Here is a 14,700-nt window from a genome sequence, read left to right on the forward strand (position 1 = left end):
TCCGATGCCGATCACCCTGGGCGCCAAGGCTTTCCGCACGGTCGCGGCCACCGCCGCACTGGCCGCGGGCGTGTCGCTCGGCGCGCACCCCGGCCTCGCCGCCGCCGATCGCCCGCCCGCCGTCGATCCCGGCCTGCTGCCGCCGGGCGGACCCGCCGCACCGCCCGGCAAGACCGAGCACCCGGCCAATTCCCCTTGCATCAGTACGCAATCCGGGGGCGCGGGACCGACCATCCCGATCGCGCAGCGTTCCCTGGATCTGGAACACGCCTGGCAGTTCTCCAAGGGCGCGGGCCAATTGGTGGCGGTCATCGATACCGGCGTCGCCCCGCACCCGCGCCTGCCCAGCCTGATCCCCGGCGGCGACTACGTCGCGAATTCCGGTGACGGCACCGAGGATTGCGATGCGCACGGCACCCTGGTGGCCGGGCTCATCGCCGCCACCCAGCAGGAGGGCCAGGGTTTCGCCGGCGTCGCGCCCGAGGCCCGCATCATGACCATTCGCCAGACCAGCGCGCTGTATCAGGCCGAGGGCGCGGGCCGCGACAAAGGCCCCGACGATATGCCCGACGGCTACGGCAAGATCTCCGCGCTGGCCTCCGCCGTTCGCCGGGCCGCCGATGCGGGCGCCCGGGTCATCAATATCTCGCTGGTCGCCTGCCCCACCCGGGAGCCGGACAGTCCGGAAATGGGCATGCTCGGTGCGGCGGTGCGTTACGCGGCGGTGGAGAAGGACGCGGTAATCGTCACCTCGGCCGGTAATACCGACACCTGCAAGGCGAGCAATCCGGGACTGAATCCGGTGCGGCCCAATGAGGATCTGTGGAATCACATCACCTCGTATGTGGTGCCGTCCTGGTGGGACGAATACGTGCTCTCGGTCGGCGCCGTCGACGCCCTGGGTCAATCCTCGAAATTCACGGTGCCCGGGCCGTGGATGGGTGTGGCCGCGCCGGGCGAGAACATTGTTTCGCTCGATCCGCGCGGCCCCGGACTGACCACCGCAAAAGTCACCAATCAGGGTCAGATAATGCCGTACAGCGGAACGAGTTTCGCCGCGCCGTACGTTTCCGGGGTGGCGGCGTTGATCCGTTCCCGATTCCCGGAAATGAACGCGCACGACGTCATCCAGCGCATCGAGGCCACCGCGCACGCACCGGGCGAAGGCTGGAATCCGTATATCGGTTACGGGGCGGTCGATCCCGTCGCCGCACTGACCGCGCAGGTGCCGAAACAATTGCCGCCCAAGCAACCCCACGCGGCCGTCGCCGAACAACTCGCCATTCCGAGCCCGCCTCCGCCGCCGGATCACACCGCGCGCAATGTGGCCCTGATCGGCACCGGCATCGTGGGATTGCTGCTGCTACTGGGCTTTCTGGCCTCGTTCCCGCTGCGCCGGCGTTTCGGCGTGCACGACGATTGATCAGTTCTGGTTCTGGCCCTTGACCGGTTGCGGTGCGGGATTCGGGTCCGGGGCCACGCCGTCGTGGGCGACCATGGCGGCTTCCCGGCTCAAGGTCGGGCCGGGCGCGAGCAGGCCGATGATCGGCCACGGCGCGGGTTCGGGCGTCACCTCGGCCGGATCCATGCCGAGCGCCTTGGCCGCCTCCAGATCCTTGATGCCGTAGCGCACCCCGAAATCGGAGACGAAGAACAGGCTGTCGCGGCGCTGACTGTCGGGTTCGATGCCGGTGGCCTGAACGTATTCGCCCGCACCGGGTTTGGTGTAGAAGGCGTCGACGTTCGAGCCGTTGCCGTCGGCCTGGGCCAGGGGCACCAGCCGGGCGCGATCGGGGATCGGGACGGCGTGGCCGGTCAGCACGGTCAGCTCGGCGTGCTTGCTGCCGTCGGTCTGATCGGCCGCGCTCACGGGCTGCCAGGACAGGCAATCCACCGGCTGATCCTTACCGTCCACCAGCTCCGGAATCCGATCCGGATAGTTCGACACGTGCAGGGCATTGGACACCGGCGCGGCGGTCCGATCCGCCTGCGCTATCTGGTCATCGGCGGCCGCGGAGCGGTAGGTGTTGCGGATGATGTCGGCGGTGAGCTGCGAAACCGGTTGCAGCCCATCGGCCAGGACCGCGTAGTAGCGATTGTCGGTGCGCACCCGCACCACATCCCCGATGCGATGGTCGCCGATCGAATACCCCGGCGCCGCACCGGCATCCGCGATCGGCGGCGGCACCAGCGGCAGCACCTCGGGGATGGCGTTGAGCAGCCCCTCGCTGATCGGGCGGGGCGTTCGCCCGCGAATATCGAGGGCGTCCACCACGGCGCGATCGTTCATATCGATCCGGGCGCGCTGATTGTCGTAGACCAGATAGGCGGCGTCGCGTCCTTGCACCAGCAGCGCCTTGCCGTCCGCCAGCGGTGTGGCTTTGTCCCCCAGCACCGGCTTGCCGACCAGCACCGACGTGGCCAGGCTGCGGCTGCCGTCATTGGCCAGCACATCGCAGACCGTCCAAGCGCGATCGGAGCTGTCGTAATTGAGCGAAGCCGGTGCACCCGGGATACCGATGAGCTGTCCGCGCGGCTTCTTCGCCAGTTCGGATTCCTTGACGGTGGCCGGTTTGGCCGCCTCCCCCGCCGCCAGCCGGGCCGAGGCCAGGTTCAGCGCCGGATGCACCACATTGTCGATGACCACGTAGACCGCGCCGCTGTCCTTGCCGATGAGGATCTTGCTCGACCCCATCTTGTCCTGCGGGCGCAGCAGAGCTAACACACCGCAACCGGCGAGGGCGACCAGTGCCAGGATGAGCCCGACGGTGAAGGCGCGGGTCTGCGAGCGCATGGGGTCGTGCAGCATGCGCACGTCCCGGCGGACCAGGGCGTGCTCCATCCGGCGGACCAGGAAGCGATAGCCGCTCACCTGCCAGCGCGTAGTGGGATTTGAAGGCATCGAAATCACCCCCGACCAGTCATGACGTTCGCCGAACACAGTACAGTTCGCTGCGATCGCCATTCACACTCGGCCACCGGAACCGGGCCGATCGAGCCGCGCGGGGAGGACGATGAGCGCATCGGGGAGGCTGCGCAGCCTGCTGGTGGCGCAGCTTGCGGGTGCGGTTTTCCTGCTCGTGGCGCTGGCGTGCGGACTGCCGTTCTGGGGTGCGCTGGCGGTCGGCGTGGTGGTCGGTCTGCTTCTTCTCATGCCGTTAGGCAAACGACCAGTTTCCGAATGGATCGGCACCCGGCGGCGCTTCCGCGGCCATCGCGAGCACGACGCCGCCGACCTGGTGGATTACCGCGCGAGCGACGGGCGCACCCTCGGGCTCTATCGCGATGGCAGCCGGGTGGTGGCGGTGGTCGAGGTGCTGCCGCCCAAGGGCGGGCTGACCCGGCTCGGGCGCTCCACCGTGGCCGCCTCGCATCTGCTGCCGCTCACCGAACTGGCCGCCAGCCTGCGCCAGCACGACATCGCGCTGGCGGGGATCGATATCGTGTCGCACGGGCATCGCAGCCGGTCGGGGACGCCGGCGGGGGCCATCTACGAATCGCTGCTCGGACCGTTGCCCGCGACCGCGCACCGCACGGTATGGCTGGCGATCGCGTTCGATCCGCTGTTGTCGCCCGCGGCGGCGGCACGGCGGGGCGGCGGCACGGACGGGGCCTGCCGGGCGGTCACCATCGCCACCCGGCGGATCGTGCGGATGCTGGAGGATTCCGGTTGCCCGGCACGCATTCTCACCGCGCACGAGATCAAAGCCGCTGCCTTGCAGGTCACGGCGGGTGTGGATCCCGGGCAGTTGCAACAGCATTGGCGCTATGTGGAGCTCGGGAACAGCGTGAACCTCGGGGCCGCACTCGATCCCGCGCGCTTGGATTCCGAGACCCTGGCGGGGCTGTGGGTGCCGCAGTCACGCGGCACCACCGTGGCGGTGCGGCTGCGGCCCGGCCGGGATGCCGGGACCGTGCGGGTGGGTGCGGCTTGGCGACTCACCGCGCGGGAGCTGCCGGAAGAACCGTTGCAGCAGCACATGATCTCGATGAACGGGCGGCATCGCGAAGGGCTGCTGGCGCATCTGCCGCTGGCCGTGCCCGGGCTCGACGACACCGTGCCGACCGCCGAACGCGAGCTCGCCGATATCGCGGACGTGCAGTTGCCGTCCGCCGGGTGCGGGCAGTTGCTGGGCTCCGACGATCAGGGCAATGGTGTGGCGGTCCGGGTTGTCGGACAGGGCATTTCGAGCGTGTACCTGGCCGGGGAGCTGTACCTGGCGCAGCAGCTGGTGTTCCGGGCGCTGGCGGTCGGCGAACGGGTGCTGATCCGGACCGATCGGCCACAGGCGTGGAATCAACTGGTCACCACCATCGGCAATCCGGAGCGGCTGACCCTCGCCACCGAAACCCATCAGCCCGACGCCGAATTCACCGCGGTGGTGGTGGACGGGGTGCTGGCCGCCGCGCCGCACGCCGGGGTCACCACCGTGTATCTCGCGGGCGATCCGCTGGGCTGGCCGGCCGCGCGGCCCGATCTGTCGATTCAGCAGCCGGGGGCGACCGGGAATCGAATCATCCTGCGCACCGGGAAGACCCAGGTGGAATTGACGCTGGTGTCGATTCCTCGCGAGGCCACCTACATCGGGCAGCCGCGCGGGGCGGGGGCATTGGCGCAGTAGGCGGGTTCAGCCCGGGTACGGATCGGCGGCGCGGGCGGCGCGCAAAGTACGCCCCCACCAAGCCAATTGGCGCAGCATCCGGTCGGCGGCGTCGATGGCCGCACCGTCCGCGGTATTGCCGTCGGCATCGAATTTCCGTTTGGCCTCGTGGAAGCTGACGGTCTCGCGGATCGACACCATGTGGATCTCGGCGACCACCTGCCGCAGCTGTTCCACCGCGCGCAGGCCGCCGGAGAGCCCGCCGTAGCTCACGAAACCGATGGGCTTGGCGCGCCATTCGCGCTTCGCGATATCCAGCGCGGTCTTCAGCGAGGCCGGGTAGCCGTGGTTGTACTCCGAGGTCACCGCCACGAAAGCATCGGCGGCGGCGACCCTTTCGCGATACGCCTCGGCTTCCGGGGTATCGCCGAGATCCACCGGCAGCGGGGTATCGAGGAGGTCGATGACGCCCACCTCGAACCGGTCGTCGGCGCGCGCCGTGCGCAGGAACCAATCCGCGACCACCGGCGCGAACCGTCCCGGGCGCGTACTGGCCACCAACACCTCGAGCCGCAGCGGAGAGTCCATGGCGCGAGCCTAGGCTAAGCCGCCAGGGCCTTCTTGATCAGCTCGAACGAGCGTGTGCGCGTGTCGATGTCGTAGACGAGAGTATTGAGCATGAGCTCGTCGGCCTGGGTCTCGGCGAGCAGTTCCTCGACCTGCGCGCGCACCGTGGCGGGCGATCCCAGCAGTTGCCCGTACCGCCGCTGCGTGATGAATTGCCGCTGCTGGGCGTCGGGTTCGAAGCGCGCCGCCTCCTCCGGGGACGGCAGCGCCTGCGGCCGCCCGCTCACCAGATACAGGAACGCCAGATCCCGTGGTGTGGCCTGGAAATCGGCCTCCTCGTCGGTATCCGCGCAGATCGCCGACGCCGCCACCATGGCGTACGGCTCGGCCAGCGCCTCCGACGGCCGGAAGTTCTCCCGATACAACCGCAGCGCCGCCACCGTATTGCCCGGGCTGATGTGATGCGCGAACGCGAACGGCAAGCCGAGCGCCGCCGCCACCTGCGCGCTGTACCCGCTGGACCCCAGCAACCAGATATCCGGTTCCTGCCCTCGCCCCGGCGTGGCCTTGATCCCACCCGGCCCCGCATCCCGGAAGTAATCGATCAGCGCCCGCAGCTCCCGCGGAAAATGCTCCGCGTTCAACCCCTCGGTGGTCCGCCGCAAGGCCGCCGCCGTCGCCTGATCGGTCCCCGGCGCCCGCCCGATCCCCAGATCCACCCGCCCCGGATGCAGAGCCTCCAACGTCCCGAACTGCTCCGCCACCACCAGCGGCGCATGATTCGGCAACATCACCCCACCCGACCCCACCTTGATGGTCGAGGTATTCGCGGCCACATGCGCCAGCAGAACCGCCGGCGCCGAACTGGCGATCCCCGGCATATTGTGATGCTCCGCCACCCAGAACCGCCGATACCCCAGCGCCTCCGTCCGCCGCGCCAACTCCGTCGTAGCCCCCAGCGCCTCCCCCGGACTCCGCCCACTCTCCACAGGCGCGAGCTCCAGCACGGACAACGGCACGTCGATCATGAGACTCCTCCGGATTCGGCACAGACCTCCGGTCCAACACCCACCCCACCCGCCCTATTTCACCCCCGCTCCGCCCGATCGCCCCCGAGCCGAGTCAGCAGCGCCGGCAAACAGCTGCCAACGCAAGTCCCACGCCCGGCAGCCTGGACCACAGCAGTCGCTCTCGGCCGGAGCGGCAGTCAGCGATGTTCGATACCACCACCGACCGCCCCCTCTGATGTAGTACGGCCGCTTGTCGGTGATCCATGTCTCGTCGTGCGGCAATCGCTGAACACCGAATGTCGGCCGGACTCCCCGATCAGTGGCGTTCGGCGCTGCTCGCCGCGTAGTCGGCGAGACCGCGGGCGGGCGGGATGCGGGCGGTGAAGTCGAGGGCGTGGCGGGCGCGGTCGGGGCTGGCGACCAGGTGGCGGATGTCGGTGAGGCGGTATTGGCCGGAGACGATCGGGCCGGGGGCGTCGAGGGTTTTGGCCATGATCGAAGCCACTTCCCAGAGGGTGAGGGGGCGACCGGAGGCGATATTGAGCGGGACGAAACCCGCCAAAGGGCGTGCCACGGCGGCCACTACGGCGGCGGCGACGTCGCGGACGTGGACGAAATCCCTTACCTGGCCGCCGTCTTCGAAAACTCGGGGAACGCGGCCGTCGCGGAGGTCGGAGCGGAAGCGAGCTGCCACACCGGATTCCGCGGAACGAAGCAACCGGCCGTCGCGGATCGGGTCGCCGTAAACGTGGTGGAAGCGCAGTGCGGTCGCCGCCGAACCGGTGCTCGCCGCCCAGGCCAGCGCGTAATGCTCCTGCGCGACTTTGCTTGCCGCGTAAGCGCTCCGGGGACGCAGTGGGGCGTCCTCGCCCAGCGGCTCCCAAGTCAGCACTTCCCCGCTGCGCGGCTCGCGGTGATCGAACAGCCCGCGGTCCAGGTCGGCCCGGCGACGGATACCGGGAAAGAACGGCCCGCTGCGCACCCCGCGATACCGGCCCTCGCCGTACACCGCCACCGAGGAACTCAGTACCAGCCGCCGCACCCCCGCGCGTTCCATAGCCGCCAGCAGGACCGCCGTCCCGGCATCATTGTGCGAGGCGTACAGCGCCGCCCGCTGCATACCCGCCTGAACGGGCTTCTCGGCCCCTCCACTGTCCCGGCCTTCGGCCGCCGCGCCGCGCACGCACGGCCCCGTGCCGTGGCCATCGTCCAGCCGATTCCGCGCGCTCTCGGCGGGTTTCGCGACGGGGCGATCGGTGGCATGCGGCAGGTCGAAGGCCGGTCCGCCCGGTGCGCGGCGGCCCGAACCGGTGAGCCCGGCGGGCGGTTCGGGGAGATCCGGGAGCGGTACGGCTGCCGCCAGGTGGCACACCATGTCGATGCCGCGCAGCAGTGGTTCGAGCGCGTCCGGATCCCGGATATCCAGTGCCAGTACGTCTTCCGGCGGCATCGGATGCGGACCGTGCACCATCGGCAGCATGGCGTCGACGGCGAGTACCTCGTGCCCGGCCGCGATCAGGGCGCGATGCACATGTCCCCCGATGAAGCCGGCGGCGCCGGTCAGCAGCACCCGTACACCGTCGTGTCCGTCCGTGCTCATCTCTTCAGCGTAGGCGACCCGCGGAGGGCGCCCGATTCCCCGGAGGCCGCTGTAATCGCCTGCGGCACAGGAGTACGGGTGGGACCTGGGGACGGCGGATAGCCGCCGAACGGAAACCGCCGCCGGTCGGGTGACCGGCGGCGGTTCGAGACATCCGTGACCGGGTGAACCCGGCCGGGCCGACTACGGCAGTTCGAAGGGCAGCTGCACGCCGGTGCCGGTCAGCACGCGGCACTTGTCGCAGGTGTCGTCGCCTTCGACGGCGGCAACCGCACCGCGCACGAGCGCCTTGAACGGCACCAGGTTTCGCTCGAACTCGGCGAAAACATCGGCGGCGGTGACGCCTTCACCGGACTCCAGGCCCGCGTCCAGGTCGGTGACCAGAGCGATTGCGGAGTAGCACATTTCGAGTTCGCGGGCGAGCACGGCCTCGGGATGACCGGTCATATTGATCAGCTCCCAGCCCAGCCCGGCGAACCAGCGGCTCTCGGCGCGGGTGGAGAAGCGCGGCCCCTGCACCACGACCATGGTGCCCTGATCCTTCATGGGCAGCTCCGGCACGGCCGCGCCGATGGCGGCGGTGCGCAGCTCGGCGCAGTACGGATCGGCGAAGGAGACGTGCACGCCGCCCGCGTCGTAGAAGGTCTGATCGCGCCCGGAGGTGCGATCCACCAGCTGGTCGGGAACGGCGACGGTGCCCGGACCCCAGTCGGCGCGCAGCGAGCCCACCGCACACGGCCCGAAGATCCGCCGCACGCCCAGCGAGCGCAGCGCCCACATATTGGCGCGGTACGGCACGGTGTGCGGCGAGTACTCGTGCTTGCGCCCGTGCCGCGGCAGGAACGCCACCGAGCGCCCGTCCACCTGACCGATGGTGATGGGCGCGCTCGGCGCCCCGAACGGGGTCTCGACCTCGACCGTGGTCGCGTCGTCGCCGAAGAAGTCGTAGAACCCGCTACCGCCGATAATGGCCAGCGCGGCCCAAGAATCCGAACTCATGGCTCGATTCTTGCGCACTCGTGCATGGATGCCGGTGCCAGGTCCGCCCACCCGGGCCGACATCACATCCGGCCCCGCGCCGGGCGGCTGGCAGTCCCGGCACCGCGCGTGTACCCTCGGGGGGTATCAATGGCGAGGGCCCGACAAGGCCGGGAGCGAGGACACGGTCGATGACGAACGAGCAGACCACCACCACCACGGATGAGTCCTGCCACGATCACGGCACGCACGGCTACATCACCGCCAAGGACGACTACCTCAAGCGCCTGCGCCGCATCGAGGGCCAGGCTCGCGGCCTGCAGCGGATGGTCGAGGAGGAGAAGTACTGCATCGACATCCTCACCCAGGTCTCGGCCATGACCAAAGCGCTGCAGGCGGTGGCCATGGGCCTGCTCGAGGATCACATCAGCCACTGCGTGGTCGACGCGGCCGTCGCCGGCGGCCCCGAGGCCGAAGCCAAGATCAAGGAAGCCACCGACGCCATCGCCCGCCTGGTGCGCTCCTGAGCCGATCACACAGCGCTGCGGCCCGGCGGGATTCCCGCCGGGCCGCTTCGCTTTCCAGGGCCGCCCCCGGCGAACCTCAGCAGGCAGCAGCGAACCGCGGAGACAAATTCATCACCGCGGGCATGGCACGTGCCTCCTGGCCGGTCCGGGAGCGCGGACCCGCACCCCAGCCCCGCGCCTGCTGCGGCCCGCGCATCGACCCGCGCGGATCCAGCCGCGGCCCGCGATCGGGATCGGCGAGCTCGCCCGCGCCCAGTTCGAGTTCGGCGTACAAGATGCCTTCGGCCCCTTCGGCCAGCGCCGGCACCACCTCACCGCCATCGGCCGCGAAGATGTGCGCCTGCCCGGTCCGCACTCCGGCCACCCCGCCCCAGCCGGTGTCGCCGACCACCGCGCACGGCGCCAGCACGAACGCACTGCCCTCCAGCGCGTACATCCGGCTCACCGTCGGCCCGGACTGGGCGGGCGAGGTCTCGACCGCGGGTCCGCCCGGCCAGGCCGCCACGTGAATGGATTCCTCGTCCGCGCGCAGCGCCCGGGTGAGCAGGGTGCGCTGGTTCTCCTGCCCGGACAGCGCGCCCAGGCTGCCGAACGGGCTGTGGTGCACGGCCGGCAATTGCGGCGCGCCCGAGGCGAACACCTTGCGTTCGACACTGTTCAACCCGGCCTTGCGGCGCACCGAGAGCACCTTGCCGCGATCGCTGATCACCGCCTGCGCCATGAAGATCCGGCGTTCCTGCCGTTCCCCGAATCCGAGCACCACGTGAATGTCATTGCGACGCGCCGCAATTGCGATCTTCCGCATTTCGGCGCCGTCTCTCGTCATCGAATTCTCGCGGCACCGAGTCGAGTATTCGACATTCCATTGATTGGATTCCACCCACCGCCACCACGGATACCCCGGTAGAAACGTCTCCGGAAACGCGACCAACCGGGCCCCCTCGGCCGCGGCCGCACCGATCAGTTCGACGACTTGCTCGACACCGTCCGACAACCGCAGCCATTTCGGCTCGGCCTGGACGGCGGCGACTCGCACCGTATTCCTCATCGCGCATTCCTCATGAAAGCTGATGCTTGCCAATCATTTACGGAATGTCAGTGCCAGTGTGTGCCGTCTTTCGGACCGATCATGCCAACGATGCTCAGACCAGCGCCCGGAATGCGCCGGGTGTGGTGCCCATTTCGAGCCGGAATGCCCGGTAGAAACTGCGTTCGGTGAGAAAACCCGCCGCTTTCGCGACCGCCGACAGCGGCAACTGTGGCGCATTACGCAGCAATTCGCAAGCACGTTCGATTCGCATCCGCCGCAAAGCGGTTCCCGGACCGCCTTCGAGTTCGTCGAAAACGCGATACAGGGTGCGCCGAGACATTCTGCACCCCTGTGCGATTCGGTCGACACCCAGGTCCGGATCGGCGCAATGCGCGCGCATATAAGCCAGTACCCGCTGCCGATTCAGCGCGTCGGCGGACTGATCGCGCACCGTCCCGCCGGCGGCCGCGATCACCGCCGCGGCCAGCAGATCCATCCCGGATTCGGCCAGCAGCGCGGCCCCTTCCGGATCCTGGTCCTGCAGCCGCGCCAGGCCGCGGAAGAACTGCGCCACCACCCCGGGCGCGGTGGAGCGGCCGAAGGCGGTCGCGGTCGGGACCTCCGGACCGGCTACGCCGTAGCGCTCGCGCAGGCGGGTCAGGGAGACCTGCAGCACCACCTGCTCCCATTCCCGTTCCATTTCCCAGTGGTACGGGCGGGTGGTGTCGTAGAAGACCATCTCGCCGGGACGCACCTCGGCGATGCGGCCGTCCTGATGCAGCCGGCCGCTGCCGGCCACCGGGATGCTGGCGATCAGGTACTGATCGTCGGCGTCGGCGATGAGCCGTTCGGTGCGATGGATCTGCTGCGCACTGGATCCGACCACGCTGAGGTCGATATCGCCGTAGCGGGAGTGCTCGATGAAACCAGAAAACCGACCAGTCTGTACTGGTGATACCGCCAAGGGCACATACGCCGCGCTGACCTGCTCTTCCCAGCGCTGAAATGCCTCACTCGCCGATGTCTCGGGCCCGGATCGCACCTCTATCCGACTGACCGCGTCCGACCGATCCACTCCGCATCCCTCGACAAACCAGCCGACCGGGTACGGCCGAATAGCAGGAATTCTGTCAGATACGAAGCGACACAGCCAATACGGGCGTATGGCTAGGCCGCGGACTCGGCGGACAGTTCGAGCTCGAGGTCGCCGTAGACGATCCCCTCCTCGTGTCCGCCCAGCGGCGCGCCCAGCTCGTCACCACCCGGGGCGAAAATGCGGGCGTGCCCGCCGGGTCCGCGTACCAGCTGTTTGGCCGGGTCGTTCCCGTGCCGGCTCTCGCTGCCCGCCACATCCATCACCGCGCAGGCCGCGACCACGTGCAATTGCCCGACCACCGCGTACCAGAGCGTGGCCGCATTGTTCACGCGCACACCCCATTCCACGTCGCGGGCCACGATGAAACCCGGCCAGGACACGATGTGCACCTGCGCCCCGGTGCGTTCCAGCTCGTGCCGCGCGGGCAGGTGCAACTGCTCGGAGCCACCCTGCACGCCGATCCGGCCGATACCGGTCCGGAAGACATGGGGACCGCCGGCCTCGCCGCTCCGGAAGATCCGGTGCTCCAACGGGGTCAGTTCGGGCTTGCGCCGGACTCCGAGCAGTACCCCGCGATCATCGATCAGGCACTGCGACATGTACAGCGAACTCCCGCAGCGTTCACTGAAACCCAGTAATACGTGGATGCGATGGCGGCGCGCCGCGTCGGCGATCCGCCGGAATTCGGTGCGGCCCACGGTCATCGAATTGGTGCGATAGCGTGCGAAGAAACCCTGCCCCCAGCTCACCGAATCCAGCCACAGCCACCACGGGTAACCGGGCAGGAAGGTCTCCGGGAATGCGATCAGTTGCGCACCGCCCGCGGCGGCCGTCTCGATCAGCTCGATGACCTGCCCGACGCCCGCCCGCAGATCCAGCCAGCGCGGTTCCGCCTGGACAGCCGCCACTCGCACCTTCGTCGACACCTCGGCTCCTTCGCCGCGAACGGGATTGCTGTGCAATCACCTTTCGCCGAACCGATGCGCACGGCACCGACGTAGCGTGCCGGTCTACCGACCGCGAGTGCCTGCGTCCAGCCGCACTCGGAATTGCCCGGGCGTCAGGCCGGTTTCCTCGCGAAACGCCCGGTAAAAGTGGCGATCGCTGGCGAATCCGGACGCCGCGGCGACCGCCGCCAGCGGGCGCGCCGGATCCACCCGCAGCAACCGGCGGGCGTGCTCGACGCGCATCCGGCGCATGAGCGCACCCGGACCGCCGAAGCCCTCGCACACCCGGTACAGCGTGCGCCGCGACACCAGGCAGGCGTGCGCCACCTCGTCGATGGTGAGGTCCGGATCGGTGAAACGGCGGCGCAGGTAGGCCAGGATCTGCTGGCGGGTGTAGAGCGAATCCGACGGGGCGGGCGAATCCCTGCCCGAAGCCAGCAGGAGCGCCGACGCCAGCATGCTCGCACCCTCGGAACTCATTACCGCCGCAGCCTTTTCGGCTTCGCCCGGCGGTAGTTCGGCCAGTCCGCGGAAGAAGCCCGCCACCACGCCGAGCGCGCCGGTAATGGGAATCGCGGTGGCCGTGGGCAATTCCTCGCGGAGCAGGCCGGCGTGTTCCAGGACCAGGTTCATGGGCGCGCGCACGATGGCGGAGGTGGAGTTCTCGGTGGTGCGGCTTTCCAGGGGCCGGGCGCTGTCGAAGAAGGCGATGGAACCGTGCCGCGATTCGGCGGTACCGCGGCCCTGTTCGGTCCAATTCGTCCCGTCCAGCACGATATTCACCAGCAGGAACTCACCCTCGGACTGTTCGACCAGTTTCCGGGAGCGCACCACGCGTTGCGCGCTGGCTCGCATCAGCGAGACGCTGAAACGATCGAATTGGGTGCTGGTGACGCGGCCGCGCCAATGACCGTCGTGCAATGGCTCGATGGCCGAGGGCACGACGGCGTCGGCCACCAGCGCCTCCCAGCGCTCGAAGGCCTGGCGTGGCGAAACAGTCGACGAGGAGCACACCTCGACCGTGCCGACGGCGGCTTGATCCACACCGGTATCTTCCCACCGGGTACCGCCCGGCCAACGCATTTCAACCCGTTCGCGTGCTGCCCGCCCATCGGCGGCGCGAATTCGGACTATTCACAATGAAACTCGCAATTCAGGCGTGGCGGAGGCGGAATTCGCCCGGCGTCATACCGGTTTCGCGTTTGAACGCCCGATAGAACTGGCGCTCGGAGACGAAGCCCGCGGCCCGCGCGATGGACAGCAGCGGGCGGGCCGGATCGGTCCGGATCAGCGCCACCGCGTGTTCGATGCGCAACCGCCGCAACATGGCGGCCACCCCGTCCTCACCGTCCTCGAAGAGCCGGTACAGGGTGCGCCGCGACACCGAACAGGCGGCGGCCACCTGCTCTACGGTCAAGGCCGGATCGGTGTAGTTGCGCTCCAGGAAGCCCAGCGCCCGCTGTTTGGCCAGCGCCTGCCCGGGCTCCTCGCGCGGCATCTCGCCCGCGGCCAATTGCACCACCGAGGCGAGCAGCCCGGTCCCGTGCCGGGCCAGGATGGCGGCCTCCATCGGATCCGAATGCTGCAGCCGGGCCAGCCCGCAGAAGAACCGCCCCACGATCCCGGCCGCCCCCACTGGCGGCAACCGCACCGCCGTCGGCAGCCGATCCGCCGGAATCCCCGCCGCTACCACCACCTGCGCCAGCGGCACCTGCACCACCGACACCGCCCACGAGTGTTCGAAATGCGCCGTGAACGGCCGGGAACTGACGTACAGCATCAACCCGCCGTCGGCCATCTCCCCGACCCGCCCGTCCTGCTCCAGCCACCCCCGCCCGTGCGTGGTCACGGTGGCGAACAGGTACGGCTCATCGGGCTCGTGAATCAGCCTCGGTATCCGGCTGATCCGCTGTCCGGTGGCCGCGACCGTCGACACCTCGATATCGGCGAAACTCGAATGCACGATCCGCGCCCGGAACTCCCCCGGCGCCACCGGCGTGACGACCAGCGGTACGTACGCCTGCGCTACCGCAGCCTCCCACTGCTCGAATGCCTCCCTCTCGGAAACCTCCGGGGTGGACCGGACCTCGACCACTGCGGGCTCAGAGCCGCCGCTCATGCGCCGATTGTCGCACCACTCCCCCCGATCGAACGCGAAATCCCCTGAGATATTTAAACTTTCGCCCATGTGGACGACATCTCCCACATGCATGATGACGAACCGCAACTTGCGCAATGGATACCCACCCACCCGTCGATGACGCCGAAAAGCAAACCCGTTTCCCACCGCAATGCGGTGCGGATGCCACCGGAAAGCACACACCTCCACCAGCACGCGGCAGCG

13 protein-coding genes are annotated in these 14,700 nt (G+C 69.1%); 3 read left to right on the forward strand and 10 right to left on the reverse strand.

Annotation, left to right across the window (positions count from 1 at the left end):
* The first annotated feature begins 4 nt into the window (after positions 1-4).
* Positions 5-1,423, forward strand: a complete 1,419-nt coding sequence (mycP, locus tag NY1_RS13125; RefSeq protein ID WP_067711767.1) for a type VII secretion-associated serine protease mycosin — start codon at positions 5-7, stop codon at positions 1,421-1,423.
* On the opposite strand, the gene eccB is transcribed toward mycP, so the two are convergent.
* Complete coding sequence (eccB, locus tag NY1_RS13130; RefSeq protein WP_067711813.1) at positions 1,424-2,902, reverse strand: type VII secretion protein EccB; 1,479 nt, start codon at positions 2,900-2,902, stop codon at positions 1,424-1,426. It abuts the gene before it with no gap.
* A 112-nt stretch (positions 2,903-3,014) separates the two neighbouring features.
* Between eccB and eccE the strand changes: the two genes are divergently transcribed.
* Positions 3,015-4,622 carry a type VII secretion protein EccE gene (gene eccE / locus NY1_RS13135; protein WP_067711770.1) on the forward strand — a complete coding sequence of 536 codons (1,608 nt, stop codon included), beginning with the start codon at positions 3,015-3,017 and terminating at the stop codon, positions 4,620-4,622.
* Between the two features lie 6 nt (positions 4,623-4,628).
* Here the strand turns inward: eccE and NY1_RS13140 are convergent, their stop codons facing one another.
* The 4 genes from NY1_RS13140 to NY1_RS13155 form a co-directional block, all read right to left on the reverse strand.
* Positions 4,629-5,189, reverse strand: coding sequence for an NADPH-dependent FMN reductase (locus tag NY1_RS13140; RefSeq protein ID WP_067711773.1), 561 nt, complete (start codon positions 5,187-5,189; stop codon positions 4,629-4,631).
* Between the two features lie 14 nt (positions 5,190-5,203).
* Positions 5,204-6,196, reverse strand: coding sequence for an LLM class flavin-dependent oxidoreductase (locus tag NY1_RS13145; protein ID WP_067711776.1), 993 nt, complete (start codon positions 6,194-6,196; stop codon positions 5,204-5,206).
* A gap of 298 nt (positions 6,197-6,494) precedes the next feature.
* Positions 6,495-7,778, reverse strand: a complete 1,284-nt coding sequence (locus NY1_RS13150) for an NAD-dependent epimerase/dehydratase family protein (protein WP_067711779.1) — start codon at positions 7,776-7,778, stop codon at positions 6,495-6,497.
* Between the two features lie 183 nt (positions 7,779-7,961).
* Positions 7,962-8,777 (reverse strand): S-methyl-5'-thioadenosine phosphorylase, encoded by an 816-nt coding sequence (locus NY1_RS13155; protein ID WP_067711782.1) that lies wholly within the window; start codon positions 8,775-8,777, stop codon positions 7,962-7,964.
* Between the two features lie 170 nt (positions 8,778-8,947).
* Here NY1_RS13155 and NY1_RS13160 point away from each other — a divergent pair, with 170 nt between their 5' ends.
* Positions 8,948-9,283: a metal-sensitive transcriptional regulator gene (locus NY1_RS13160; RefSeq protein ID WP_067711785.1), complete on the forward strand. Its 336-nt coding sequence runs from the start codon at positions 8,948-8,950 to the stop codon at positions 9,281-9,283.
* 76 nt (positions 9,284-9,359) lie between these two features.
* Here NY1_RS13160 and NY1_RS13165 read toward each other — a convergent pair whose 3' ends face one another.
* The 5 genes from NY1_RS13165 to NY1_RS13185 all read right to left on the reverse strand — a co-directional run bounded on the left by NY1_RS13165 (position 9,360) and on the right by NY1_RS13185 (position 14,475).
* On the reverse strand, positions 9,360-10,331 hold the full coding sequence (locus tag NY1_RS13165; protein ID WP_084534921.1) for a nitrilase-related carbon-nitrogen hydrolase: 972 nt from the start codon (positions 10,329-10,331) through the stop codon (positions 9,360-9,362).
* Between the two features lie 94 nt (positions 10,332-10,425).
* Positions 10,426-11,388, reverse strand: coding sequence for an AraC-like ligand-binding domain-containing protein (locus tag NY1_RS13170; RefSeq protein WP_067711791.1), 963 nt, complete (start codon positions 11,386-11,388; stop codon positions 10,426-10,428).
* Positions 11,389-11,480: 92 nt separating this feature from the next.
* Positions 11,481-12,335, reverse strand: coding sequence for a nitrilase-related carbon-nitrogen hydrolase (locus NY1_RS13175; RefSeq protein WP_067711816.1), 855 nt, complete (start codon positions 12,333-12,335; stop codon positions 11,481-11,483).
* Positions 12,336-12,419: 84 nt separating this feature from the next.
* Entirely contained in the window at positions 12,420-13,400 is a 981-nt protein-coding gene (locus tag NY1_RS45295; protein ID WP_169815343.1) for an AraC family transcriptional regulator, read from the reverse strand.
* Between the two features lie 109 nt (positions 13,401-13,509).
* Positions 13,510-14,475: a helix-turn-helix domain-containing protein gene (locus tag NY1_RS13185; protein WP_067711797.1), complete on the reverse strand. Its 966-nt coding sequence runs from the start codon at positions 14,473-14,475 to the stop codon at positions 13,510-13,512.
* Positions 14,476-14,700 lie beyond the last annotated feature (225 nt).

Source organism: Nocardia yamanashiensis NBRC 100130, assembly GCF_001613325.1.
In the GTDB taxonomy this organism is placed as follows: Bacteria; Actinomycetota; Actinomycetes; order Mycobacteriales; family Mycobacteriaceae; genus Nocardia; species Nocardia yamanashiensis.

What these genes read in the sequence shown, in the direction of transcription:
- eccE (WP_067711770.1), top strand. Translation starts at nt 3,015, where the DNA reads ATGAGCGCATCGGGGAGGCTGCGCAGCCTGCTGGTGGCGCAGCTTGCG.
- NY1_RS13140 (WP_067711773.1), bottom strand. Translation starts at nt 5,189, where the DNA reads ATGGACTCTCCGCTGCGGCTCGAGGTGTTGGTGGCCAGTACGCGCCCG.
- NY1_RS13145 (WP_067711776.1), bottom strand. Translation starts at nt 6,196, where the DNA reads ATGATCGACGTGCCGTTGTCCGTGCTGGAGCTCGCGCCTGTGGAGAGT.
- NY1_RS13160 (WP_067711785.1), top strand. Translation starts at nt 8,948, where the DNA reads ATGACGAACGAGCAGACCACCACCACCACGGATGAGTCCTGCCACGAT.
- NY1_RS13150 (WP_067711779.1), bottom strand. Translation starts at nt 7,778, where the DNA reads ATGAGCACGGACGGACACGACGGTGTACGGGTGCTGCTGACCGGCGCC.
- eccB (WP_067711813.1), bottom strand. Translation starts at nt 2,902, where the DNA reads ATGCCTTCAAATCCCACTACGCGCTGGCAGGTGAGCGGCTATCGCTTC.
- mycP (WP_067711767.1), top strand. Translation starts at nt 5, where the DNA reads ATGCCGATCACCCTGGGCGCCAAGGCTTTCCGCACGGTCGCGGCCACC.
- NY1_RS13155 (WP_067711782.1), bottom strand. Translation starts at nt 8,777, where the DNA reads ATGAGTTCGGATTCTTGGGCCGCGCTGGCCATTATCGGCGGTAGCGGG.
- NY1_RS13165 (WP_084534921.1), bottom strand. Translation starts at nt 10,331, where the DNA reads ATGAGGAATACGGTGCGAGTCGCCGCCGTCCAGGCCGAGCCGAAATGG.
- NY1_RS13185 (WP_067711797.1), bottom strand. Translation starts at nt 14,475, where the DNA reads ATGAGCGGCGGCTCTGAGCCCGCAGTGGTCGAGGTCCGGTCCACCCCG.